This is a genomic window from Sphingobium sp. WCS2017Hpa-17, from assembly GCF_031843765.1.
Lineage (GTDB): Bacteria > Pseudomonadota > Alphaproteobacteria > Sphingomonadales > Sphingomonadaceae > Sphingobium.
In genome coordinates this window covers 80,668-105,810 of record NZ_JAVTIV010000002.1, presented here as the reverse complement: position 1 = coordinate 105,810, position 25,143 = coordinate 80,668, and the positions used below count along the sequence as shown (strand labels likewise).

Here is a 25,143-nt window from a genome sequence, read left to right as displayed (position 1 = left end):
ATCAGTCCGCCTGCTCGCCGTCGGGCCGGGTGAATTCCAGGAAGCGGCTGTTGCCGGCTTCGTCCGTCGATTCCAGCGTATCGACCAGCGTGTCGAGATACTGGTTCAGCGTCTCCACCTCCTTCGTCTTCAGGTCGGAGACGAGATAGGTGGCGACCTTGTCCGTCTGCGGGCGCATCAGCCGGTAGAGGCGCTGGCCTTCATCGGTCAGGACAAGGATCTTGCGCCGCTTGTTGGCGGGGTCACGCTCCACGGTGATGCGACCATGTTTCTGGAGCGCGGCGACGGCGCGGGATACGCTCATCGGATTGACGCCGGTCATCTCCGCCAGTTCATGGCTGGCCGAATTGGGAAAGCGGCCGAGCAGCATCAGCAGGCGAAACTCGTTCAGGCTGATCTTGTAGCGATGCTCCAGATAAGTGGAGAAAGGCGCCATCAGCTTGTTCGCCAGCCGCAGGACGCGGTGGAGCGTGTCGGCGGGACTGGTTTCGGCCGACGCCGACGGCTTTTTGGGCGGGCTGCTGTTCGACATGGTCTTCCGATAGGGCATTTGCCGGCGCTCAAGTCAAGCCGACGATGGCACAGCCCACGCTGGTGAACCGACCATCGACGACGTGATAATGGATATATTGGCGCATTTGCTGCACTTCGCCTTTCGCGATCGGCATGAACTGGTCGAGCCCGTTTGCGGCGAGCGTGGCGGCGTCGAGATCGCGGATCGCCTCTACCCGGATGATCCCTTCCAGTGCGACCAGCTCGTCGCTGGCGGCGAAGCGTTCGATCGTCAGCGTCTCGATCACATGAGCATGCAGGAAGCCGTAGAAGCGCTTGAACGCGTCGCGCGTGCCCAGATCCACGCCGAAGAAGCGGATGCTGGCGCCGTGCGCGTAGAAATCGAAGACCGTGTCATAGTCGCGATTGTTGAAGGCCTGCGCATAGCGGTCATAATCGGCGCGATTCATGGCGCTTTCCTCTTCCTTGGCTCTTGTTCTTTTAATAACGATCGTTATCGTAACCGCAAAACAAGGCCATGCGCCAGCGGAAAATATGAGGGAGAGGACGATGGCTTATACACTACAGGAGCAGCGCAATCTGGATCTGGTTCAGGCGATGTTCGATCATGTGCTGATACCGATGGATGGTGACGCAGCGGATCGATTCATCGCGCCCGACTATATCCAGCATAATCAGTGGGTGGATACGGGGCTGGCGCCGCTGAAGGCGTTCCTGCGCAAGGTGCGGGGCGAAAATCCGCACGCGGTGCATGACATCAAACGGCGCTTTGCCGATGGCGACCATGTGATCGTCCATTATCATGTTCGGCGGTTTGACGGCGATCCGGGCTTTGCGGTGATGGATATTTTTCGCATCGAGGGCGACATGATCGTCGAACATTGGGACACGGTGCAGGATGTGCCGACGGAAAGCCCCAATCCCCATTCGCCCTTCTAAGCGAAGGAGAGACATCATGCGGTTCAAGGATAAGATCGTGCTGGTCGTCGGCGGCAATAGCGGCATCGGCCTGGCCAGTGCGCAGGCCTTTGCGGCGGAGGGCGGGATCGTGCGGCTGACCGGGCGGGATCAGGCGACGATCGACGCAGCTGTGGCCGGGATCGACGGCGCGCGGGGTTATCGCGCGGACATGGCCGATCTGGACGCGATGGAGGCGGTGATCGCCGATATCGCAGCACAGGACGGGCGGATCGACACGCTGTTCGTCAATGCGGGCGTGGGTGGCTTTGCGCCGATCCGCGACCTGACGCCGGCCGATTGGGACCATGTCCATGGCGTCAATCTGCGCGGCTGCGTGTTTGCGATTCAGAAGGCATTGCGGCTGATGGGACAAGGCGGGTCGATCGTGGCGACGGGGTCGATCGGCGGCCATGCCTTCGTGCCCGGCAACACCGCCTATGCGGCGGCGAAGGGCGGGCTTTATGCGGCGCTCAAGGTGATTGCTGGGGAACTGGTGAGCGAGGGCATCCGCGTCAATCTGGTCAGTCCCGGCCCGATCGAGACGCCGCTGCTGCACCGCAATCCGGGCATGAGCGATGCCGATGTGGACACTCTGCGCGCGGCGATGATCGCGGCCGTGCCGATGAAGCGCATGGGCCGGGCGGACGAAGTCGCGCGCGCCGTTTTGTTTCTGGCTTCGGAGGAAGCCAGTTTTATCACTGCCGCCAATCTCTTTGTCGATGGCGGAACGTTGGAGTTAGGCTGATGAGTGACTTGTTTTCGACGCTGGACAATCCGCGGCTGGAATTCGCCATGGAGGTGCGGCTGCAATTTCCGCGCGTGCAGACCATCGTCAACACGCCGATGGGCGGCAATCGCAGCGCCGTCTATGTCGATGGCGGCACGTTCGAGGGGCCACGGATCAAGGGCAAGGCCGTGCCGGGGTCGGGCGGCGATTATGCCTATTTCCGGCCGGACGATGTCGCGGTGTTCGACGCGCGTTACATGCTGGAGGAGGAGGACGGGACGCTGATCCTGCTCAACAATCGCGGTTTCCTGTGGGGGCGCAAGCCCGACACGATGGCGCGCTTGCGCGACTGGGCCTTTGCCGACGGCGCGCCGGTGGAGCAGCAGGACTATTATCTGCGCGGCAATCCCAGCTTCGAATGTCCGGTCGGCAAGCATGACTGGCTGACCAAGCATGTGTTCGTCGGCGTGGGGGAGCGGCGATCGGACGGCAATGTGCTGAGATACTATGCGCTGACATAGGCAGGCCGGGGCGGTCCAGGGACCGCCCCTTATTTTCAGAGGGAAATCAGCGCATCCAGCGCGATGGCGCCCTGCCCCTGCGGATAGACGATCACGGGGTTGAGATCGACTTCGCTGATCGCCGGGGTGGCCGCGACCATCTGGCCGAGGCGCTGGACGATGTCGGCGACCGCGCCGATATCCATGGCCGGTGCGCCACGGAATCCGTCGAGCAGCGGCGCCATGCGCAGGGTGCGGATCTGCGCGATGATCGCGTCGCGGGTCAGGTCGGGCGGGAGCAGGCAGACGTCGTGCAGCAATTCCGCCGCGACGCCGCCAAAGCCGACGAGGATGGTCGGTCCCCAATGCGGATCGTTGCGGGCGCCCACGATCAGTTCGACGCCCTTGGCCGCCATCCCCTCCACCAGCACGCCGTCCAGCACAAGGTCGGGGCGTGAGGCGGCGAGATTGGCCATCAGCCGGTCCCAGCCGGCCGCGACGGCATCGGCATCGGCCAGATTGACGATGACGCCGCCAGCATCGCTCTTGTGCGGCAGTTCGGGCGACTGCGCCTTGAGCACCACCGGATAGCCGAGACGATCGGCGGCGACGATCGCCTCCGCCGCGCTTTGCGCCAGTGCGAAGGCGGGGAAGGCGATGCCCTGCGCACCCATGATCGCCTTGGACCGATGTTCGGGGATGGTGCTGCCGACCTGCGACAGGCCATCGACCGGCTCGGCGTCGAGCGGCGCCACCGTGGCGTCGCCCTGTCGATGGGTGGCGATGCGGGCGAGCGCGCGCAGCATACGTTCGGCGGTGGGGAGGTATGTGACGCCGGCTTCACGCAGCGCGCTGAGGTCGTCGGCGAAGACGGCGCCGCCTTCATCGACGCCACCGACGATGATCGGCTTAGTGTCGCCGATGGTTGCCAGCGCGTCCAGCACCGCCCTGAACTTCACATGCGATGTACCGGTGTCGGTCTGGATCAGCGTCAGCAAGATGGTGCCAATCCGGTCGTCCTGCGCCAGTGCGGCCAGCGTGCGGCCGTAAAGGCCCGGATCGACCAGCCCCTGCGCGGTGATGTCCATCGGGTTGGTGACGGGGACGAAGTCGGGGAGTGCCGCGCGCAAGGCCGGGCTGTCCGCGTCGGTGAGTTTGGGCAGGTCGAGATCGACCGCTTCGGCCAGATCCAGCATCATCGCCTTGAACGCGCCGGATTCCGCGACGATGCCCGTGCCGCCCACGCCCGCATCAGGCGAGCGGGCAAGGATTTCGACGATATCGCCCAGTTCCTCCAGCGATTCCGCCAGGATGACGCCGGCGCGCTCGACATGGACGGCCATGACCGCATGGTCGCCCGCCATAGCGCCGGTATGGGTGGCGGCGCTGGCCGCACCCGCCGCGCTGCGGCCGGGGTGGAGCAGCACGACCGCCTTGCCGGCCGCGCGCGCTGCGCGGGCGGCCGCGAGGAAGCGGGCAGGGTCGCGCACATGTTCGGCGATCAGGGCGATGACGGCAGTGTCGGGCTGATCGACCAGATGGGCGAGATAATCCTCGATCCCACTGGCCGCTTCATTGCCGGTGGAGATGTAGCAGCTCAAGGGCACATCGCGGTGGATCATGGTCGTCGCCAGCACGGCGGCCATCGCGCCCGATTGCGAGACGATGCCGACGCGACGATCGCCCTGCGCCTTCGCCTCCGGCATTTCGATGAAGGTCAGCGAGACATTATCGCGGAAATTGACGAGGCCAAGGCAGTTCGGCCCTTCGACCGCCATGCCGCTTTCACGCGCGATGCGGGCGATTTCCTGCTGATCGGCCAGACCCTGTGGCCCATCTTCGGCAAAGCCGGCGGAGAAGATGACGGCAGCGCCCACGCCCTTGCGCGCAAGCCCACGAATCGCGTCCAGTACGCCTACGCGCGGGATAGCGAGAACAGCGACATGGACACCTGTTGGCAGATCATCGACCGAAGCGACGCAGGGCCGGCCGCCAATGTCCGTCCGCTTGGGATTGACCAGATGAATGTCGCCGTCAAAGCCCTGCCGCACCAGATTGGCCAGCACCGACGCGCCCAGCGCGCCGGGCTTGTCCGACGCGCCGATGATCGCAACCGAGCGGGGCCGAAGCAGGCAATCGAGCGAGGCGGACGGGAGGCTCCGGTCCGATGTTGCCGGTCCATCCATCAAAGCAGCTTCCGTCACGCGCACCTGTCTCCCGTTCGTGCGGCTGTTTCCGTCGAATCAACCGCCTGTTTCAAGACAATTGTGCGCCAAGGATACAGTTTGCGCAAGCGGCCTTGTCGTCAATCCTCGTCGTCTTCCGGTGTCGGGGCAGGACCGAGTCGGGCGAGCAGCGTGCGCAGCGTCCTGAGTTCTTCCGCGCTCAACCGCTGGGTCATGCGCGCGTCGGACTGGCGCACCGCCGCCAGCATCGCGTCTAGCTGGCGCGCGCCTTCGGGCAGCAGCATCAGCGCGTTGGTGCGCAGGTCGCGACCCGGCCGCCGCTCCACCAGCCCCTTGTCGGCCAATATGTTGACCAGCTTCATCGCGCTGGAGCGGTTGATACTGAGCGCCCGGCCAAGCGCCGTCTGGTCGCAGCCCGGATTGTCGCGGATCAGGATGAGTGCGGTCATCTTCGCCGGCGACAAATCATGGGCGGCGAGCGCCCCGCGCGCGTCCGTTTCCATCAGCAGATTGGCCCGCTGCACGCGATAGCCGACGAGCGACTGGAGATCGGCCCCCTGTTTCATCCCTTCACTATACCCCTTGTCAATATTGTATCCCTAGCGCACAAATATATGCTACAGCCAGCCGGGCCGAATTGCGATAGGCAATGCCATCCGGACGGTGCCGAATAATTGGAGAGCGACTCATGGATCATGAATTTCGGATGCTGATCGACGGCGAACTGGTCGCCGGTGTCAGCACGTTCGACGTGGTGAACCCGGCGACGGCGCAGCCCTTCGCCCTGTGTCCCAAGGCGGACGAGGCGCTGGCCGAGCGCGCGATCGCAGCGGCCAAGAAGGCGCAGCCCGGCTGGGCCGCCTTGCCGGTCGAGGAACGCGCGGCGCTGACCAACAAGCTGGCCGATGCGCTGGAAGCACGGATCGGCGAGTTCGCCAGCCTGCTGACCGCCGAACAGGGCAAGCCGCTCAATCAGGCCAGTTACGAGATCATGGGCAGCGTCTTCACCCTGCGCGCCTTCGCCGCGATGCGGGTGGAGCCCAAAGTGCTGCGGGATGAAGGCGGCAACAAGGTGATCGAGCATCGCACCCCGCTGGGCGTCGTCGCGTCGATCACGCCGTGGAATTTCCCGCTGATCCTGCTGATGAACAAGCTGGGGCCGGCCTTGGTGACGGGCAACACGATGGTATCGAAGCCCGCGCCCACGACGCCGCTGACCACATTGCTCTTCGGCGAACTGGCCAGGGATATCTTGCCCGCCGGCGTGCTGAACATCGTCTGCGACCAGAATGAGCTCGGCCCGCTGCTGACCGGGCACAAAGATGTCGCCAAGGTCGCCTTCACCGGGTCGACCGCGACCGGCAAGAAGGTGATGGCGTCGTCCGCCAGCACGGTGAAGCGGGTGACGCTGGAACTGGGCGGCAATGACGCGGCGATCGTGCTGGACGATGTCGACGCACGGCAGGTGGCCAGGAAGGTCTATCAGGGCGCGATGACCAATGCCGGCCAGATTTGCGTCGCGGTGAAGCGCGCCTATGTCCCTGCCCCGCTTTATGATGATTTCTGCGACGAGCTGGCGAAGCTGGCGAACGAGGCGATCGTCGACGATGGCGCCAAGCAGGGCACGACCATCGGCCCGGTGCAGAACAAGATGCAGTTCGACAAGGTCAGCGCGCTGATCGCCGACGCCAAGTCGCGCGGCACGGTGCTGGCGGGCGGCGAGCCGATGGACCGGCCGGGCTATTTCATCGCGCCGACGATCGTGCGCGATCTGCCCGAAGATGCGCCACTGGTGCAGGAAGAACAGTTCGGCCCGGTGCTGCCGGTGCTGAAATATGACGATATCGACGACGTCATCGCCCGCGCCAACGACAGCGACTATGGCCTGGCCGGCACGGTATGGGGCAAGGATGTGGAGCGGGCCACGGCCATCGCGATGCAGATCGACACCGGCACTGTGTGGGTCAATCAGCATCTGGCGATCGACGCCAACATCCCGTTCCGTGGCGTGAAGCAATCAGGGTTGGGCGGCGAACTGGGCGAGGCAGGGCTGCTGGAATATACCCAGGCGCATATCGTCAATATCGTGGCGCTCGAAGACGCCTGACGATCGACTCTGCCATCATGGTAAAGGGGCCGGCGAAGCATAGCGCTTCGTCGGCCCCTTTTCTTTGATATTTTCCGCTTCGCCATTTCATAAATTCGGAACATTCGGTCGTGCGCCGTCCATAGCCTTCCAACGCTGGCGATAGTCCCCGTCGATACAGAAGGGTGCGTCGCCGATCAGAGGCGCTATGCCCCCTTGCCAGATATGATATGTTGTATCATAGGCAGTGGGACATGGCGGGGCCAGGAACCGGGGTTATGAACAGCATATCGGGCGCGATGCCCACCATCGGCCTTTCGGCCAACGCATCGCCGATCGGCGCGGCCAAGGCGCGCACCCGGCTGATCGCCATCGACGCGCTGCGTGGGCTCGTCATGCTGTTCATGCTGGTCGACCATGTGCGCGAGACATGGTTCCTGCATTTGCAGGTCACGGACCCGGTTGACGCCAACACCACCGACCCGGGCCTGTTCCTCACGCGCCTGCTCTCCACCTTCTGCGCGCCGACCTTCGTGGCGCTGACGGGCCTGTCGGCCTGGCTCTATGGCCAGTCGCACAGCAAGGGGCAGGTATCGGAATTCCTGCTGAAGCGGGGCCTGTTCCTGATCTTTCTGGAATTCACCATCGTCGGCTATGCCTGGCCGACACAGGCGCCCGCCTTTCCGCCGACAGCGATCTGGTTGCAGGTGATCTGGGCGATCGGGATCAGCATGGTGGCGCTGGCCGCTTTGCTGCACCTGCCGCGCCCGGCGCAGTTTGTAGTCGGCCTGACCATCGTCTGCCTGCACAATCTGCTCGATCCGATCCGGCTGACCGCCGACCAGCCGGGCTATGCGCTGTGGGCGGTGCTGCATCAGCGTTCGCTGATCGAAGTCGGCGGAATCGCGGTCAAGACTACCTATCCCATCCTGCCATGGATCGGCGTCATCCTGCTGGGCTATGCCTGCGGACCATGGTTCGCGCGCGGCAGCGATCCCGCGCCGCGTATTCGCCGCCTTGCCATGCTGGGCCTTGGCCTGATCCTCGGCTTCATCATCATCCGTTATCTGAACGTCTATGGCGACAAGCCCTGGTTCGTCGCGGAAACCCCGCTGCGTACGGTAATGAGCTTTCTGGCGCTGACCAAATATCCGCCGTCGCTTCTGTTCCTGATGCCGACCATCGGCACGGGTTGCCTGCTGCTGGCGCTGTTCGAGAAGTTCGAGACGAGCAAGGCGATGCCTACACTGGCGATGCTGGGCGGCGCGCCGATGTTCTATTACGTGCTGCACCTCTATGTGCTGAAGGCGATCTATAATGTCGCGCTGCTGCTATATGGTCCGACCAAGGGCACGGTGTTCGGCGTCGACCATCTGCGCTGGGTGTGGATCTGGGTCTTCATCCTGGTCCCGATCCTGTATTTCCCTACCCGCTGGTTCGCGCAACTGAAGCAACGACGCAAGGACATATGGTGGCTCAAATATCTCTGACGGTCCTGCGTCGGGTCGACTGGGCCGCCTTCCACCCGGAAGGCGGCCTTTTTTCCCGTATTTTTGCGGCTTTCGACCGCAACATCGGGCGCAGCATTATTTGTCGTAGGCGACCATGATTCACAATTTTGCGCCGTCCGATGAGCCAAGTTTGACGTAATATTTCCGTCACTCAACTTAGCCTCGTTGCTCAGAAGAGGTGGAAAATCACCCAAGGATCGGACCCGACGACAGGACAAAGTCCGCGCGGGAATAACAGAGCAAACCGGTCCCCTAACGTTCGCAGGACATAAGGGAACAGTGATTTTATAAGGGGTTACAGCATTATGCGCACGTTATCCGCCCTCCGTCTGGCCTGTGTGGCCAGCACCGCCGCCATCGCCTTTTCCTCGATCGCCCAGGCGCAGGAACCGGCCGCAGCAGAAAACGCCGAAGGTGAAATCGTCGTCACCGGCCTGAAACGCCAATATTTCGGCGACACGCCGGTCAAGGAAATTCCCCAGGCCGTCCAGTTTCTGGAAGGCAAGCTGCTCGACGACCTGAACATCACGCGCCTCGACACCGCGCTGGAACTGGCGAGCGGCGTGTCGAAGCAGAATAATTTCGGCGGCCTGTGGGACAGTTTCGCCATTCGCGGCTTTGCCGGCGACGAGAATTTCCCCAGCGGCTTCCTGGTCAACGGCTTCAACGGCGGTCGCGGCTATGGCGGCCCGCGCGATGCATCGAACGTCGAACGGATCGAAGTGCTCAAGGGCCCCAACGGCGCGCTCTTCGGACGCGGCGAACCGGGCGGTACAGTCAACATCGTGACCAAGAAGCCGACCTTCGATCAGGGTGGCAGTTTCGCGGTATCGGGCGGCAGCTGGAACACATATCGCGTCGAGGGCGACTATAATCTGCCCCTGAGCGACAGCATCGCGATCCGCATCAACGGCTCAGCCGAAAAGGCGGACAGTTTCCGCGACACGGTGGAGACGCAGAAATATACGCTGACCCCGTCTTTCCTGGCAAAACTGTCGGACAAAGACATCTTCACCTACGAACTGGAATATGTGAATCAGGAAGTGCCATTCGAACGCGGCGTGGTCGCGGTCAATGGCGTGTTGGGCCTCATCCCCAATTCGACCTTCCTGGGCAACCCCAATGACGGCCCGACCAAGGTGAAAGTGCTGGGCCATCAGGCGCAATATCAGCATGATTTCAGCGACGACTGGACGCTGATGCTGGGCGCTGGGTACAAAGATACCAGCTTTACCGGCTTTTCCAGCGACCCGGAACTCAGCCGCGCACGTCAGGCGCTCTATACCGATGGCCGCACCCTGACGCGCCAGCGCCGCTTCCGCGACTATGAAACCACCCATATGGTGTTCCGTGGCGAAATCAGCGGCAAGCTGGAAACCGGGTCGATCATCCACAATATCCGCGTTGGCGCAGATTGGGACAGGTTCAAGATCGACACCTATCAGACCCGTTACCGCCCGGCCAACAACCCCTATACGATCGACATCTACAACCCGGTCTATACGACGGCTCTGCCCGTGCCCAATGTCGTGATCCAGAATGCGACCGAGGTGCAGAAAGCCTGGGGCGTCTACGCACAGGACCAGATCGAAATCACGCCGCAGTTCAAGGTGCGATTTGGCGGACGTTATGATGATTTCAGCCAGAATATCGACCTGCGCCTGAATGGCACCAATCCGCGCAAATCCTATACGCGCTTCAGCCCGATGGCCGGTCTGGTGTTCGAACCGACCAGCAGCCTGTCTTTCTACGGCAGCTATGGCAAGGGCTTCCGTCCCAATAGCGGTGTGGGTGCCGATGGCCTGCCGTTCGACCCGGAACTGAGCCGTTCCTATGAAGTCGGTGCGAAATTCGTCACGCCCGATGGCCGGATCACCAGCACCTTGTCGCTCTACAGCATGAAGAAGAGCAACGTCCTCAGTCTGGACCCCGCCAACGCCAACTTCTCAAAGCCGGTGGGTGCGGCCAAGAGCAAGGGCGTCGAGTTCGATGTGAACGCCAAACTGCCGGCCGGATTCGAGCTGTTCCTGACCTATGCCTACACCGATGCCGGGTGGGCGACCGAAGTGCGCGATCCCAATTTCAACCAGCCGATCCTGAAGGGCGATCCGCTGATCAACATTCCCAAGCATCAGGGCAATGCCCTGCTGTTCAAGAATTTTGCGATCGGCGATCATGAAGCGATGCTGGGCGGTGGCGTGACCCATGTCGGGCGGCGTCTGGGCGAAACGGCGACGACCTTCTTCCTGCCCAGTTACACCATCGCCAAGGTGATGGGATCGTTCAACATCACCGAGCAGATCAAATTGTCGGCGGATGTGACCAACCTGTTCGACAAGAAATATTATGCCAGCTCCTATGCGGCGCTGTGGATCCAGCCGGGCACGCCCCGTCAGTTCACCGTCCGGGCGAGCTTCAACTTCTGATCCTTCCATTCGGGGCGTGCCCGCCCCGTTCGGCCGCCGCTGTCCCTCCCTCCAAGTTCGGGGACAGCGGCGGTTTATTTTTGCCTGATGATGCCTGAAGGTCGCACCCATGGCTTTGCTCTACACATCCGATCCGACACGCGGCCACATCTGGCGCGCGATATTCGCGGCCGACGCGCCGGACGTCGCCTTTGTCGATCCGTCCCAATCCTATGATCCGGCCGCGATCCGCTATCTCGCCGCCTGGGCACCGTCCGCCGAATTGCTCGCCAGCCTGCCCAATCTGGAAATCCTCTTTTCGATCGGCGCGGGGATCGACCAGTTCGACATGTCCGCCCTGCCCCCCCATATCCGGGTCGTGCGCATGATCGAGCCGGGCATCGCAGCGGGCATGATCGAATATGCAACGATGGCGGTGCTGGCGCTGCACCGGAACCTGATCGACTATCGCGAGGCGCAGAAAGAAGCGCGCTGGACGCCGATCAAGCTGAAGCCGGCGAACGAACGGCGGGTCGGCGTGATGGGCCTGGGCAATCTGGGGCAAGCGGTGTTGCAGGGCTTGAAACCTTTCGGCTTTCCCCTGTCGGGATGGAGCCGGTCGGGTGCCGCGATCGAGGGCGTCACCTGCCATGCCGGGGAAGCCGCGCTGCCGACTTTCCTGTGCCAGTGCGATATCCTCATCTGCCTGCTGCCGCTGACACCGGAGACGCGCGGCATCTTGTGCCGGGACAGCCTGTCGCAACTGCCCAAAGGCGCCGGCCTCATCAATGTCGGCCGGGGTCCGCATCTGGTGGAGCATGATCTGCTGTCCCTGCTCGATGAACGGCATCTGTCGGGCGCTGTGCTGGACGTGACCGACCCCGAACCGCTGCCTGCCGATCACCCTTTCTGGGCGCATCCGCGCATCATGATTACGCCGCATGTCGCCAGCATGACCCGTTCGGACAGCGCAGCCCGCGCGCTGATCGCCAATATCCGGCGCTTTTCCGCCGGACAGCCGATGGATGGCGAAGTCGCGCGCGACCGAGGCTATTGAGTGCGCGACATTCCATGCCGCGCATCTGTGCCGGACCGGGCTTTTCCGCTATGATCCGGCACATATCCAACGCACGAAAGCGACACGGCAAATGATGCCGAATGCCATGCCATAAAAGGCCGAAATCTGCCCCCCGACCCGAACCAATCGGGTGCATGTTCCGGCTTCGCCATGTCGTAATGCTGTTAGTCAAACGGCTCTCAAGCCAAATGTAGAACCCGCAAAGGACGCTCCGCCGATGCCCAATTTCCGGCCCAAATATATCAGCTTCGACTGCTATGGCACGCTGACCCGTTTCCGCATGACCGAAATGGCGACCGCCTTCATGGCCGACCGGATCGCGGCGGAAAATCTGCCCGCTTTCTGCAAGGACTGGAGCGCCTATCGCTTCGATCAGGTGATGGGCGACTGGGAACCCTATCAGGAGATCATACGCAACTCGCTGCGCCGCACCTGCCAGAAATGGGGCGTCGCCTATAATGAGGCGGATGCCGACGCGGTCTATGCCGCCGTGCCGACCTGGGGCCCGCATGACGATGTCGCCGGCGGCCTGAGCAAGATCGGCGACAAGATCCCGCTCGTCATCCTGTCCAACGCGATGACCGACCAGATCCATCATAATGTCGGCATGCTGGGCGCACCCTTCCACGCGGTCTATACCGCGCAGATGGCGCAGGCGTACAAGCCGCGCATGCAGGCGTTCGAATATATGTTCGACCAGCTGGGTGCGAAGCCCGAAGAGATGATGCACGTCTCCTCCAGCTTCCGTTACGACCAGAATACGGCGACCGACCTGCATTTCGGCTGTCGCGTGTTCGTGGGTCGCGGCCATGAGCCGTCCAACCCCTTCTATCGCGACGTCGAAATCCCGCATATCGGCTGCCTGCCCGCGGTCGTCGGCCTGTAAGCGGCATGGACGCGTCCCCCCTCTCCTACTGGCTGGCCAGCGCGCGGCCCTTTACGGGCGGAGCCAAGGGCGGCGTCGAAGGATCGGTTGACGTCGCCATCATCGGCGGCGGCTTTACCGGCCTGTCGGCGGCGCTGGCGCTGGCAAAGCGCGGCGCAAGCGTCGTGCTGCTGGAGAAGGGGCGCGTCGTCGGAGAGGCTTCGGGTCGCAACGGGGGCCAGTGCAATAACGGCACGGCCCATGATTATGGCGCGCTGTCCGCCCGGTTCGGCAAGGATATCGCCAAAGCCTATTATCGCGTCCACTGCGACGCCGTCGATACGGTCGAGCGGCTTGCACGCGAGGAAGGCATTGATTGCAGTTTCAACCGCTGCGGCCGGGTGAAGCTGGCGGCCAAGCCTGCCCATTATGACAAGCTGGTCCGCGCCCATGATTTACTGGCGGCGGAGGTGGACGAAAATGTCCGTCTTGTGCCGCCGGAGCGCATAAGCGAGGAAGTGGGATCGGACGCCTTTCATGGCGCCCTGATCCAGACGACCAGCGCGCAGGTCCATCCCGGCCGTTTCGGCGTAGGCCTGGCCGAAGCCGCAGCGCGGGCCGGTGCGCAGATCTACGAAAATGCCGATGTCACCGATTTTCAGCGGGTGCCGCAGGGATGGCGCGTGACGTCCTCACGCGGGACGGTGACGGCGAAGCAGCTGCTAGTCGCGACCGGCGGCGCGCCGGCGACCGGCCCGTTCGGCTTCTTTCGCCGCCGCATCGTGTCGGTGGGCAGCTTCATCATCGCGACCGAGCCGTTGGACGATACGTTGATCGACCGCCTTCTGCCGGGGCGGCGCAATTATGTGACCAGCAAGAATATCGGCAATTATTTCCGGCTGGCGCCCGACAATCGGCTGATTTTCGGCGGACGCGCCCGCTTCGCCATCAGCGATCCCCGGTCTGACGTGAAGAGCGGCCATATCCTCGTGCAGACCATGGGCGAGATTTTTCCGGCCTTGAAGGGCGTGGGCATCGACCATGTGTGGGGCGGGATGGTGGACCTGACCGCCGACCGGCTGCCCCGCGCGGGCGAGCAGGACGGGCTCTATTATTCCATGGGCTATAGCGGCCATGGCGTCCAGATGGCGACCCATATGGGTCAGCAGATGGCACGGGTGATGAGCGGCGAGCCTGCCGCCAATCCCTGGGATGGGTTGGATTGGCCCAGCGTGCCCGGCCATTTCGGCAAGCCCTGGTTCCTGCCGCTCGTCGGCCTGTGGTATAAATGGCAGGATGTGATCCATTGATGGACGATATGCCGCCCTTTTCCCGGCGTGACCTGATCGGTGCGGGGCTTGGCCTTGGCGCCGGGCTGATCCTGCCCGATGGCGCGCTGGCGGCTGCCAAGCCGCGCATAGGCGGACGCATCCGTGTCGCCAGCCTGTCCAGCTCGACCGCCGACACGCTCGACCCGGCCAAGGGCGCGCTATCGACCGATTATGTGCGCCATTATATGTTCTATAGCGGCCTCACGGAAATGGACCGCCATCTGATCCCCCGGCCGGCTCTGGCGGAACGGATCGAGAGCAGCGACCAGAAGGTCTGGCATGTCCGCCTGCGCAAGGGCGTGACCTTTCATGACGGCGCGAACCTGACCGCACAGGACGTGGTCTGGTCGCTGCTGCGCCATAAAGACCCGGCCACCGGGTCCAAGATGGCGCCGATCGCCGAACAATTGGCGCAGGTGAAGGCTGTGGGCAGCCGCGATGTCGTCATCACCCTGATCGGTCCCAATGCCGATCTGCCCGCCATATTGGCGCAATCCCATTTCCTGATCCTGCGCGCTGGCACGAAGGATTTTCGTGTCGCCAACGGCACCGGTCCCTATAAGTGCGCGCAATTCAGCCCCGGCGTGCGGACGCTGGCGCGGCGCAATCCCAATTTCTGGAAGCCCGGCAAGCCCTATCTGGACGAGATCGAGCTGATCGGGATTCCCGACGAGGTCAGCCGCGTGAACGCCCTGCTGTCGGGCGACGTCCATCTGGTGATCGCGGTCAATCCGCGCTCCACCAAGCGGATCATGGCGTCGCGCGGCCATGCGCTGCTGGAAACCCAGTCGGGCCTCTACACCAATCTCATCATGCAGCAGCGGCAATTGCCGACCGGCAATCCCCATTTCGTCGCCGCGATGAAATATCTGATCGACCGTCCCCTCATCAAACGGGCGCTGTATCGCGGCTATGCGACGATCGCCAACGACCAGCCGATTCCGCCCTTCCACCCCTATTATCGCGCCGACCTGCCGCAACGGTCGCTCGATCTGGACAAGGCGAAATGGCATTTGCAGCGTGCGGGCCTGACCGGCGTGCGCTTGCCCGTCTATGCTTCACCGGCCGCCGATGGATCGGTCGACATGGCATCGATCCTTCAGGAATATGGATCGCGCGTGGGCCTGAAGCTGGCGGTCAACCGGGTGCCGGCGGACGGTTACTGGTCGACCCACTGGATGAAACATCCGCTGGGCTTCGGCAACACCAACCCCCGCCCGACCGCCGACCTGCTGTTCAGCCTCTTCTACAAATCCGACGCCGCGTGGAACGAGAGCGGGTGGAAGAATCCCCGGTTCGACAAGTTGCTGCTGGAGGCACGGGGCGAGGCCGATCAGGCGCGGCGCAAACAGCTTTATGGCGAGATGCAGGGGCTGGTCCGCGACCATTGCGGCGTCGGCATCCCGGTCTTCATCAGCCTGATCGACGGCTATGACCGACGGCTCAAGGGCCTCTATCCCGTGTCGCTGGGCGGCCTGATGGGCTATCAATTTTCCGAACATGTGTGGTGGGAAGGCTGATGGCGGGTGGCTCGTCCCAAAGCGGCATGAAGGCCGCGCTGACGCTGATCGGCAAGCGTTTCGCATCCTCGCTGCTGACCCTGCTCCTGGTATCGGTGACGATCTTCATCATCGCGCAGTTGCTGCCTGGCGACGCCGCGCAGGAGGCGCTGGGCCAGAGCGCCACGCCGCAACAGGTCGCCGCGCTGCGCCACGAAATGGGCCTCGATCGCCCCGCCTATGTCCGTTACGCCAGTTGGCTGACCGGCATGGTGAGCGGCGATCCGGGCCAGTCGCTGGTCGCCAACATGCCGGTGTCCGAGGTTATCAGCGAGCGCCTGCCCAATAGCCTGTTGCTGGCCGCGCTCACCGCTTTGGTCGCTGTGCCAGTGGCGCTGGCGATCGGCATCGGGTCGGCGATGAACCGGGGCGGACGACTGGACCGTGCGCTCAATGTTGCGACCCTCTCCATGGTCGCGGTGCCCGAATTTCTGGTCGCGACCATCGCCGTGCTGATCTTCTCGGTGAAGCTGCGCTGGCTGCCCTCCATCGCGATGGCATCGGAAGAGATGGGCTGGGGCGATTATCTGCGCGGGGTCGCCATGCCGATCCTGACGCTGAGCGTGATCGTCATCGCCCAGATGGCCCGCATGACCCGCGCGGCGGTGATCGACCAGATGGACCGCCCCTATGTCGAAATGGCGGTGCTGAAGGGCGTAGCACCGGTGCAGGTGGTGCTGAAGCACATCATGCCCAATGCCATCGCGCCGATCGTCAACGCCATGGCGCTGAGCCTCTCTTACCTGCTGGGCGGCGCGGTGATCGTGGAGACGATCTTCAACTATCCCGGCCTCGCCAGCCTGATGGTCAACGCCGTCACCAGCCGCGACATGCCGCTGCTTCAGGCCTGCGCCATGATCTTCTGCGCGGCCTATCTCCTCCTGATGCTGATTGCGGACGTGACCGCGATCCTCGCCAACCCCAGGCTGCGTGCGCAATGATCTTTAATGCTCTTTCGCAAGCCAAGGCGCTTCCTTTATCCGGCAAGGTCGGGCTGGCGCTGGTCCTTTTCTGGCTGGCCGTAGCCCTGTTCGGGCCGATGCTGGCGCCCTATCCGGTCGGCGCCTTCGTCGCCTATGACGTGTTCGATGGCCAGTCCGCCGCCCACTGGCTGGGCAGCGATTATCTGGGCCGCGATGTGCTGAGCCGCCTGCTGTCGGGCGCGCGCTATACGGTGGGGCTGGCCGCCGCTGCCGCGATGCTGGCGAGCGCGACCGGCACGGCGCTGGCGCTGACCGCCGCCGTGGGTGGTGCAAAGGTCGACGAACCCTTGTCGCGCTTCATGGACATGCTGATTTCCATCCCGTCCAAGATCTTCTCGCTGGTGCTGGTCGCCGCCTTCGGCTCCTCGCTGCCGCTGCTGCTGCTGATCGCGGCCATCACCTACGTCCCCGGCAATTATCGCATTGCCCGCGCGCTGGCGGTGAACCTTGCGCAGATGGACTATGTGCAGGTCGCCCGCGCGCGCGGCGAAGGCCGTTTCCATATCGCCATCGCCGAAGTCCTGCCCAACATGATCCACCCGCTGCTCGCCGATTTCGGCCTGCGCTTCGTGTTCATCGTGCTGCTGCTGTCGGGCCTGTCCTTCCTGGGCCTTGGCGTACAGCCGCCCGACGCCGATCTGGGATCGCTGGTGCGCGAGAATATTTCCGGCCTTGGCGAAGGCGCATTGGCCATCATCGCACCCGCCGTCGCCATCGCCACGCTGACTGTGGGCGTCAACCTGCTGATCGACGGATTGCCGGGCCGGGGGAAGCGCGCATGACCGATGCCATCCATGTCGAGGTTAAGGATCTGTGCGTCACCGCCCGCAATGCGAAGGGCGAGACGTTTCCGATCGTCAGCGGCATTAACTTCGCGCTGAAGCGCGGCGAGGTGCTGGCGCTGATCGGCGAAAGCGGATCTGGCAAGACGACGATCGCGCTGACTTTGCTGGGCCATGCCCGCCCCGGCGCGACGATCGCGGGCGGCTCCATTCGCGTGGGCGACGCAGAAATCACGAAACTGGATCGGCCCGCGCTGGCGCAGCTGCGCGGCAACCGTATCGCCTATATCGCGCAGAGCGCAGCGTCCGCCTTCAACCCGTCGCGCACGATCATGGATCAGGTGATCGAGCCAGCAATGATCCATGGGCTGATGCCCCGCGCCACGGCAGAGGCGAAGGCGGTCGATCTGTTCCGCGCGCTCGCCCTGCCCTTCCCCGACACGATCGGATCGCGCTACCCGCACCAGCTATCGGGTGGGCAGTTGCAGCGGCTGATGGCGGCGATGGCGCTCATCACCGATCCGGAGCTGGTGATTCTGGATGAGCCGACGACCGCGCTGGACGTCACCACCCAAATCGAAGTGCTGCGCGCGTTCAAGGCGGTGGTGCTGGAGCGCGGCGCGACCGCCATCTATGTCTCGCACGATCTGGCCGTGGTGGCGCAGATGGCCGACCAGATCGTCGTCCTCAATCAGGGGCGCATTCGCGAAGCGGGCAAGGCGGAGCAAATCCTGCATCGCCCGGCCGACGACTATACCAGGACGCTGATGGCCGCCGCCCGGCCCGCCATCCGCCCGACCCCGGCCAAGGCCGACCTGCCCGCCGCGCCGCTGCTGGAAATTCGCGGCATGACGGCGGGCTATGGCAAGATCGGCAAGGATGGCCGGCCGCGCATACCGGTGCTGCGCGCCATCAACCTGACGATCGAGCGCGGCGCGACGCTGGGCGTGATCGGCGAGAGCGGTTCGGGCAAGTCCACCATCGCCCGCGTCATCGCCGGGCTGCTGCCGCCCGCCAGCGGTCAGGTTTTGCTGGACGGCGAACCACTACCCCCCGGATTGCAGGGGCGCAGCCGCGAACAGTTCCGCCGCATCCAACTGGTGTTCCAGAATGCCGACACCGCGCTCAATCCCGCGCATAGCGTGGGGGAGATATTGCAGCGTCCGCTCGCCTTCTACCATGGGTTGAAGGGCAATGCGGCGCGGATGCGGGTGGCCGAACTGCTGGACCTCATCCGGCTGCCCGTCGCGCTGATCGACCGGCCGATCGGTGGGCTGTCGGGCGGACAGAAACAGCGCATCAACCTGGCCCGCGCGCTGGCGGCCGACCCACAGCTGATATTGTGCGACGAGGTGACGTCGGCGCTGGACACGGTGGTGGGCGCGGCGATCCTGGACCTGATGGCGGAGCTGCGCCGGGAACTGGGCATCGCGACCATGTTCATCAGCCATGATATCTCCACCGTACGCGCCATTTGCGACGATATATTGGTGCTCTATGCCGGCACCATGGTCGAAACCGGGCCGCGCGCCGCCTTCCAGTCCAGTCCTTTCCACCCCTATACCGACCTGCTGATCGGATCGGTGCCGGAGATGCGCGCGGGCTGGCTGGAGGAAAGCCATGCCGGCGCTGCGCCAACGCCGATCGGCGCGACCGGCGACCATCCCGACCTCTGCCGTTTCCTGCCGCGCTGCGCCGCGCGGGTGGAGGGGCTGTGCAATACCACCCCGCCGCCCCGCCATCCGCTGGCAAAAGCTGAGGGAATAACCAGCCGTATATTGTGCCATCATGGAGATGAAAGCTTGATCGCGTCATGAGCCGGTTCGTTCGTCTGGGCGAAACCGATCGCCCGCCCGTCGCCCTGCATATCGATGGCGCGCCGATAGAGGCGCTGGAGGGCGACACGCTGATGGTCGCGCTGCTGAGCGCGGGCGACCGGCTGCGCCAGAGCGAGTTCGGGCCGGAAAAGCGCGCCGGCTTCTGCCTGATGGGTGCTTGCCAGGATTGCTGGGTGTGGACGGAAAGCGGCGATCGCCTGCGCGCCTGTTCCACGCTGGCGGCCTCGGGCCAGCGGATTTTGACCAGCCAGCCGGGGGCATCATGGCCGAACCACGCATAATTATCGTCGGCGCCGGGCCCTCGGGCACGCGCGCGGCGGAAGCCTGCGTCGCGGCGGGCATCCGCCCGATCGTCATCGACGAAGGGCGGCGCGACGGCGGACAGATTTATCGCCGGCAGCCGGACAATTTCACCCGTCCCTATGCCAAGCTTTATGGCACCGAAGCCGGGCGGGCAAAGGCGCTGCACGAAACGTTCGACGGGCTGAAGAGCGCCATCGACTATCGACCCGAAACTTTGGTGTGGAATATCGCCGCCGGGCAGGTGTGGACTGCGAGCGGCAGCGCGCAGGAGGCCATCCCGTTCGACGCACTGCTGCTCTGCACCGGCGCGACCGATCGGCTGATGCCAGTCAAGGGCTGGCAGCATGCGGGCGCGTACAGCCTGGGCGGGTCGCAGGTAGCCTTGAAGAGCCAAGCCGTGTCGATCGGGCACAAGGTCGTATTCATGGGGTCGGGGCCTCTGCTCTATCTGGTCGCCAGCCAATATGTGGAGGCCGGCGCGGATGTCGCGGCGGTGCTGGACACCTCGCCCTTCTCCGCGCGGCTGAAGGCGCTGCCCGACCTGCTGGCGATGCCGTCGGTGCTGTGGAACGGCGTGGCGCTGACCCGAATGCTCAGGCGCGCGGGCGTGACTGTGCAGCATGGCGTGACGCCGGTGGAGATTATGGGCGATGCGGAAAGCGGCGTCCATGGCTTGCGGTTCCGCACCGCCTCCGGCCGTGAAGAGACGATCGAGTGCGACGCGGTGGCGATGGGCTATCATCTGCGTCCCGAAACCCAGTTGGCCGATCTGGCGCGCTGTGCCTTCGCCTTCGATTCGGCTACCCGGCAATGGCTGCCGGAGCGCGATGGCGATGGGCGCGCGAGCGTCGCGGGCGTCTATCTGGCCGGCGACGGCGCGAAGATATTGGGCGCGCGATCGGCCGAGGCGAGCGGACGCCTGGCAGCCTTTGCGGCGCTGAGCGACCTTGGCCTGCCGGTCGACAAGGGCGAGATGGCCAGCCTGCGCGGCGATGTCGCCAATTATGCGAAATTCGCGCGCGGGCTAGCGAAGGCCTTTCCATGGCCATCGGAGCAGGCGGCGAAGCTGCCCGATGACGCGATCCTGTGCCGCTGCGAAGGCGTGACGGCGGGCGATCTGCGCGCGGTCATGCGCGAAACGGGCGCGAAGGAGGCGAACCGGGCCAAGGCGTTCAGCCGCGTCGGCATGGGCCGTTGTCAGGGCCGCTATTGCGGCCTCGCCGCCGCCGAACTGATCGCCGCCGAAGCCGGCGTACCGATCGAACAGGTCGGCCGCCTGCGCGGACAGGCGCCGGTCAAGCCACTGACCATCGCGATCGGAGAAGAGCCATGACTGGCACGAGCGACGTCATCATCGTGGGTGGCGGGCTGATGGGGTCATCGGCCGCGCTGTTCCTGCGCGGCCATGGCCTGTCCGTCACATTGCTGGAAACCGACCTGATCGGGCGGCAGGCCAGCGGCACCAATTTCGGCAATGTCCGGCGACAGGGGCGCGGCTTTCACCAGCTGCCGCTCGCCAATCGCGCCATCGCCATCTGGCGCAAGTCGCGCGAACTGCTGGGTGCGGACGTGGAATATCTCCAGTCCGGCCATATCCGCGTCTGCTATCGCGAACGGCCCGAACTGGTCGGCGCGATGGAGGATTATGCGGACAAGGCCCGGCTGGAGGGGCTCGACCTCGAACTGCTGAGCGGCAATGCGCTGCGCGACAAATTCCCCTTCTTCGGTCCCGATGTGCTGGCCGGTTCCTATTCGCCGACTGACGGCCATGCCAATCCGCGGCTCGCCGCGCCCGCCTTCGCCCGCGCGGCGCAGAAGCTGGGCGCGGTCGTGCATGAAAATACGAAGATCATCGACGCGCAGAAATTGGGCGAGGATTTTGTCGTCACGGCGGCCGACGGGCGCACCTTCCGCGCGCCGATCCTGCTGGTGACGGCAGGTGCCTGGGGCAATGCGCTGTCGTCGCAATTTGGCGAGCCGGTGCCGATCGTGCCGCGCGGACCGAATATGAGCGTCACCGAACCGGTGCCCTATGCGATCCATCCCGCCGTCGGCGTGATGACGCCGCTGGAGGAGGAGACGGTCTATTTCCGGCAGGTGGCGCGCGGCAATATCGTGCTGGGCGGCAGCACGCGCGGCCCGTCCTTCCCCGACCAGTATCGCGCCTATGTCGAGCCGCAGAACACGCTGAGCCAGTTGAAACAGATCCGCCGGCTGGCGCCCCAACTGGGCAAGCTCAACATCATCCGCGTCTGGTCCGGGATCGAGGGCTATCTGCCTGACAGCCAGCCGGTCATGGGACCGAGCGCGACGACCAGCGGGCTTTATTACGCTTTCGGCTTTTCCGGTTCCGGCTTCCAGATCGGGCCGGGCGTGGGCGAAACGATGGCGGAAATCATCGCGAAAGGCGCGACCGACATTCCGATGGCGCCCTATAACATCGCCCGCTTCGCGCAAGCGTAACGGCGCTTCTCCATTACGCTATTCACTCGAAACGAACGACTGTTGTTTGCAAGGGCCTCCCCGCCCCTTCCCGCGCAAAAAATGACGCCGGCTGCCATATCAGGCAACCGGCGTCAGGTCGGCGTGCTTCGGGAAAGGGAGGGTTAGAAGCTGTAACGTACGCCGAAATTGAACTGGCGACCGCTGTGGGTCAGCACGTTGAGGCGGTTGGTTTCGTCCACGAACTGGTCGTTCTTGGTGTCGGTCAGGTTGATCGCCTCGATGCTGATCTTCATCTTCTCGGTCAGATTGTAGCTGGCCTGCGCGTCGACATTGAGCGTGCTGTTGGTGCCATTATAGGCATTGCCCTCCGTCCCCGGCACCGCGGTCAGATATTTGGAGCGATAGGCCACGGACCCGCGGATCTGGAACTTCTTGTCCTCATAATAGAGGGTGGCGTTGGCCGCCTGCTTCGACAGGCCGACGAGCGGCGCGGTCACCGACGTCGCCCCGCTGGCCGAGGTCAGATATTCGATGTTCGACGTCACATAGGTATAGTTGGCCATCACCCCGAAATTGGCGAACACCCCCGGCAGGAAGCTGAAGGGCTGCTGCACGTTGATTTCGAAGCCCTTGAGGATGCCGCCGTCCGAATTGACCGGCTGGCTGACGATGAAGATATCGCTGGGCGACGCCGTCGTCCCATCCAGCAGCGCATCCGGCAGGCCAAGGCTGCTATAGGGCACGCCCACGCTCAGAGTCTGGGCAAAGCTGCCGATATCCTTGCGGAAGCCGGCAATGGCGTAGATGGCACCGGGCATCGGATACCATTCGACCGACACGTCCAGATTCTTCGACGATGTGGGCTTCAGGTCCGGGTTGCCCGAACTATAGGTGCGGTTGCCGCCCGATACGTTGAGGTTTCCACCCGGCGTCAGCGACGCGATGCCGGCGCGGGCCAGCGTCTTGGCGGCGGCGAAGCGGACCTGGAGATTGTCGGTGATGTTGCCGACCAGATTGAGCGAGGGCAACCAGCGCTTGTAGCTGCGATCGGCGGTGACGAGATTGATCGCCGTCCCCTGGCTGGCATAGCCGGTCGAGAACTGGTCGGTCTTCACATAGCGCAGGCCGATGTCACCCCGGATCGGCACGCCGGCAATATCCTGCAAGTTGAACTGGGTCATGCCCCAGACGCCCGTATCCTCCTCCGTCACGTTGATATAGGAGCCGCGCGCTGTGGCATTCTCGATCCCGCCGGTGGCATAGCGCGGGTCGACATTGATGCCGCCCTGCGTGATGAACGCGTCGAGGTTCGGTACGATCCAGGCGGTCGGGGTGCCGGCGGGCACGTTCAGCCCCTTGCCAAAGCCGGAGAAGAGCGTGGTCATGCCCGCCAGTTGCGCGGCGGTCAGCGGCGCGACCACGGTTTCACCCGACAGGCGGCGACGCTCGGTCGATCCATATTCGAACTTGCGCCAGTCCAGCCCGGCCTTGAAAGTGATGCCGTCGATCGCTTCCCATTCCACATGCCCCTTGGCCGTGGTGAAGGCGTTGCTGACGCTCTGCGGCCGGATGCGCACTTCCGACGTGCCGTTGATGAAACTCCAGGTCGCGGGATTGGCGACATCGACACCCGGCTGGATGTTCGGGAAGCGGGTCGAGAAATCATATTGGAAATTGCCGGTGTTGATCGCGTCGATCGTCACCGTGGTCTGGATCGGATTGGAAAATTCCGAACTGGCATAACCGCCCATGGCGAAGACTTTCAACCGGTCGGTAAACTGGTGATCGATCGATCCCGTGAACTGATAGAATTCCGTCTTCAGTACGTCGTAGCGCGACTGGGAGCGCAGATCGACATTGTCGAACGTGCCGCTGACGATATTGTTGTTGCCGTCCACCACGCCGTCGCGGATGATCGTCTGCGGCTTGCCGCTGCCCGACCGACTGAAGCTGATCGCCTGCAACTGCGCTTCCTTGCGCGTGCCGTCCAGCCGCGAATAGAGGCCGTCGATCGAGATCAGCGTGCGATCGGTCGGCTTGAACTGCACCGATCCCGCCGCGCCAAGACGCTTCTGGGAAATATCATAGCTGACCAGCCCCGGAATACGCGGGTGATAAAGCGCGGTTTCGGGATTGGTGTCGTTGATTTCGCCGATCGTATAGCCGGGCAGGGTCGAGGCCCCGTTAAACCCGCCGTTGAAGCCGCCATAGCTCCAGCGGGTGATGTTGGCGCCTTCTTCCTTGATCCGCCGCTCTTCATAGGCGACCGACAGCAGCACGCCGAAGCGGCCATCGTCGGTCTGGGTCGCGACCAGCCCGGACAGGCGCGGCGTCGTCTTCTGGCGCAGGTCGTTATAGCTGGCGGCGGCGGAGAGAACCGCCGTGGGCTTGCGATAATCGAGCGGGCGCGACGTCTGGAGATCGACCGTGCCGCCCAGCGACCCTTCCTCCACATCCGCCGTCGCGGTCTTGCGCACCGACAAGTTGCTGAACAGGTCGGACGAGAAGATGTTGAAGTCGAAACCACGACCGCGGTTCACGCCGCCTGAATTGTCGGTGCCGCCGCTGGTGCCGATCGCTTCCATGCCGTTGATGCGGACGCGGGTATATTCGGGGCCAAGGCCACGGACGGAGATGTTGCGGCCTTCGCCGTTGACGCGGCTGATCGCCACGCCGGGAATGCGCTGCAAGGATTCGGCCAGGTTGAGATCGGGAAATTCGGCGATATCCTCCGCCTTGATCGCGTCGACCGTGGCGGTTTCATTGCGCTTGATCGCCAGCGCATTGTTCAGGCTGGCGCGAAAGCCGGTGACGACGATATCGGCGACCGGCGCCTCATTCTGCGGTGCGACCGGATCGGCCTGCGCCAGTCCATGGGGCGCCAGCGCAATCGTCGCGATCGCGGTCGTCAGGCTCAAAATCGCCTTGCAGCGGTTGGTGGTGCCGTTCATGGCCTTTCTCACTCCCCTCATCCTATTGTCCGGACTCTGGCGCCGGATCGGTTCTGTCTGGATACTGCCGGGATGGCGGGAAATGCCAACCTCAATCCGGCATGGATCAATGCACAGCTT

General features: G+C 63.9%; 21 protein-coding genes. 16 read left to right on the top strand and 5 right to left on the bottom strand.

The genetic code is table 11. The annotated features are described in order from the left end of the window. Position 1: 1 nt before the first annotated feature. Positions 2 to 532, bottom strand: coding sequence for a MarR family winged helix-turn-helix transcriptional regulator (locus tag RQH62_RS04805; RefSeq protein ID WP_311267613.1), 531 nt, complete (start codon positions 530 to 532; stop codon positions 2 to 4). A gap of 28 nt (positions 533 to 560) precedes the next feature. Continuing rightward, positions 561 to 962, bottom strand: a complete 402-nt coding sequence (locus RQH62_RS04800) for a nuclear transport factor 2 family protein (RefSeq protein ID WP_311267612.1) — start codon at positions 960 to 962, stop codon at positions 561 to 563. A gap of 100 nt (positions 963 to 1,062) precedes the next feature. Here RQH62_RS04800 and RQH62_RS04795 point away from each other — a divergent pair, with 100 nt between their 5' ends. Genes RQH62_RS04795 through RQH62_RS04785 form a run of 3 tightly spaced genes read left to right on the top strand, consistent with a single transcriptional unit; the run spans position 1,063 to position 2,721 of the window. Then, complete coding sequence (locus RQH62_RS04795) at positions 1,063 to 1,452, top strand: nuclear transport factor 2 family protein (RefSeq protein ID WP_311267611.1); 390 nt, start codon at positions 1,063 to 1,065, stop codon at positions 1,450 to 1,452. 16 nt (positions 1,453 to 1,468) lie between these two features. Further along, a complete protein-coding gene (locus RQH62_RS04790) occupies positions 1,469 to 2,218 on the top strand; it encodes an SDR family oxidoreductase (RefSeq protein ID WP_311267610.1) in 750 nt (249 codons plus the stop codon). Beyond that, positions 2,218 to 2,721 carry a DUF3237 domain-containing protein gene (locus RQH62_RS04785; protein ID WP_311267609.1) on the top strand — a complete coding sequence of 168 codons (504 nt, stop codon included), beginning with the start codon at positions 2,218 to 2,220 and terminating at the stop codon, positions 2,719 to 2,721. The genes RQH62_RS04790 and RQH62_RS04785 overlap by 1 nt, the downstream gene beginning before the upstream one ends. Positions 2,722 to 2,756: 35 nt before the next feature. Here the strand turns inward: RQH62_RS04785 and RQH62_RS04780 are convergent, their stop codons facing one another. Both RQH62_RS04780 and RQH62_RS04775 read right to left on the bottom strand, forming a co-directional pair. After that, positions 2,757 to 4,886, bottom strand: coding sequence for an acetate--CoA ligase family protein (locus RQH62_RS04780; RefSeq protein ID WP_311268096.1), 2,130 nt, complete (start codon positions 4,884 to 4,886; stop codon positions 2,757 to 2,759). A 119-nt stretch (positions 4,887 to 5,005) separates the two neighbouring features. Beyond that, positions 5,006 to 5,452, bottom strand: a complete 447-nt coding sequence (locus tag RQH62_RS04775) for a MarR family transcriptional regulator (protein ID WP_311267608.1) — start codon at positions 5,450 to 5,452, stop codon at positions 5,006 to 5,008. Between the two features lie 122 nt (positions 5,453 to 5,574). On the opposite strand from RQH62_RS04775, the gene RQH62_RS04770 reads away from it, so the two are divergent. The 13 genes from RQH62_RS04770 to RQH62_RS04710 all read left to right on the top strand — a co-directional run bounded on the left by RQH62_RS04770 (position 5,575) and on the right by RQH62_RS04710 (position 22,090). Continuing rightward, positions 5,575 to 6,993: an aldehyde dehydrogenase family protein gene (locus RQH62_RS04770; protein ID WP_311267607.1), complete on the top strand. Its 1,419-nt coding sequence runs from the start codon at positions 5,575 to 5,577 to the stop codon at positions 6,991 to 6,993. Positions 6,994 to 7,250: 257 nt separating this feature from the next. Continuing rightward, positions 7,251 to 8,462, top strand: a complete 1,212-nt coding sequence (locus RQH62_RS04765) for a heparan-alpha-glucosaminide N-acetyltransferase domain-containing protein (RefSeq protein WP_311267606.1) — start codon at positions 7,251 to 7,253, stop codon at positions 8,460 to 8,462. Between the two features lie 326 nt (positions 8,463 to 8,788). Next, positions 8,789 to 10,909 carry a TonB-dependent siderophore receptor gene (locus tag RQH62_RS04760; protein ID WP_311267605.1) on the top strand — a complete coding sequence of 707 codons (2,121 nt, stop codon included), beginning with the start codon at positions 8,789 to 8,791 and terminating at the stop codon, positions 10,907 to 10,909. 109 nt (positions 10,910 to 11,018) lie between these two features. Next, positions 11,019 to 11,945 (top strand): glyoxylate/hydroxypyruvate reductase A, encoded by a 927-nt coding sequence (locus tag RQH62_RS04755; protein ID WP_311267604.1) that lies wholly within the window; start codon positions 11,019 to 11,021, stop codon positions 11,943 to 11,945. 238 nt (positions 11,946 to 12,183) lie between these two features. Then, the gene (locus RQH62_RS04750) at positions 12,184 to 12,852 is read left to right on the top strand and encodes a haloacid dehalogenase type II (protein ID WP_311267603.1); all 669 of its coding nucleotides are present in this window, start codon (positions 12,184 to 12,186) and stop codon (positions 12,850 to 12,852) included. 5 nt (positions 12,853 to 12,857) lie between these two features. Further along, positions 12,858 to 14,141 (top strand): FAD-binding oxidoreductase, encoded by a 1,284-nt coding sequence (locus RQH62_RS04745; RefSeq protein ID WP_311267602.1) that lies wholly within the window; start codon positions 12,858 to 12,860, stop codon positions 14,139 to 14,141. Beyond that, complete coding sequence (locus tag RQH62_RS04740; protein WP_311267601.1) at positions 14,141 to 15,682, top strand: ABC transporter substrate-binding protein; 1,542 nt, start codon at positions 14,141 to 14,143, stop codon at positions 15,680 to 15,682. The genes RQH62_RS04745 and RQH62_RS04740 overlap by 1 nt, the downstream gene beginning before the upstream one ends. Further along, positions 15,682 to 16,662, top strand: a complete 981-nt coding sequence (locus RQH62_RS04735; RefSeq protein WP_311267600.1) for an ABC transporter permease — start codon at positions 15,682 to 15,684, stop codon at positions 16,660 to 16,662. The genes RQH62_RS04740 and RQH62_RS04735 overlap by 1 nt, the downstream gene beginning before the upstream one ends. Continuing rightward, on the top strand, positions 16,659 to 17,486 hold the full coding sequence (locus RQH62_RS04730) for an ABC transporter permease (RefSeq protein WP_311267599.1): 828 nt from the start codon (positions 16,659 to 16,661) through the stop codon (positions 17,484 to 17,486). Before RQH62_RS04735 ends, RQH62_RS04730 begins: the two co-directional genes overlap by 4 nt. Beyond that, positions 17,483 to 19,303, top strand: a complete 1,821-nt coding sequence (locus RQH62_RS04725; RefSeq protein WP_311267598.1) for an ABC transporter ATP-binding protein — start codon at positions 17,483 to 17,485, stop codon at positions 19,301 to 19,303. The genes RQH62_RS04730 and RQH62_RS04725 overlap by 4 nt, the downstream gene beginning before the upstream one ends. Beyond that, positions 19,300 to 19,605: a (2Fe-2S)-binding protein gene (locus tag RQH62_RS04720; RefSeq protein ID WP_311267597.1), complete on the top strand. Its 306-nt coding sequence runs from the start codon at positions 19,300 to 19,302 to the stop codon at positions 19,603 to 19,605. Before RQH62_RS04725 ends, RQH62_RS04720 begins: the two co-directional genes overlap by 4 nt. Continuing rightward, positions 19,587 to 20,960, top strand: coding sequence for an FAD/NAD(P)-binding oxidoreductase (locus RQH62_RS04715; protein ID WP_311267596.1), 1,374 nt, complete (start codon positions 19,587 to 19,589; stop codon positions 20,958 to 20,960). Before RQH62_RS04720 ends, RQH62_RS04715 begins: the two co-directional genes overlap by 19 nt. Continuing rightward, positions 20,957 to 22,090, top strand: coding sequence for an FAD-binding oxidoreductase (locus tag RQH62_RS04710; RefSeq protein ID WP_311267595.1), 1,134 nt, complete (start codon positions 20,957 to 20,959; stop codon positions 22,088 to 22,090). The genes RQH62_RS04715 and RQH62_RS04710 overlap by 4 nt, the downstream gene beginning before the upstream one ends. 143 nt (positions 22,091 to 22,233) lie before the next feature. On the opposite strand, the gene RQH62_RS04705 is transcribed toward RQH62_RS04710, so the two are convergent. Next, the gene (locus RQH62_RS04705; protein WP_311267594.1) at positions 22,234 to 25,023 is read right to left on the bottom strand and encodes a TonB-dependent receptor; all 2,790 of its coding nucleotides are present in this window, start codon (positions 25,021 to 25,023) and stop codon (positions 22,234 to 22,236) included. Between the last annotated feature and the right edge of the window lie 120 nt (positions 25,024 to 25,143).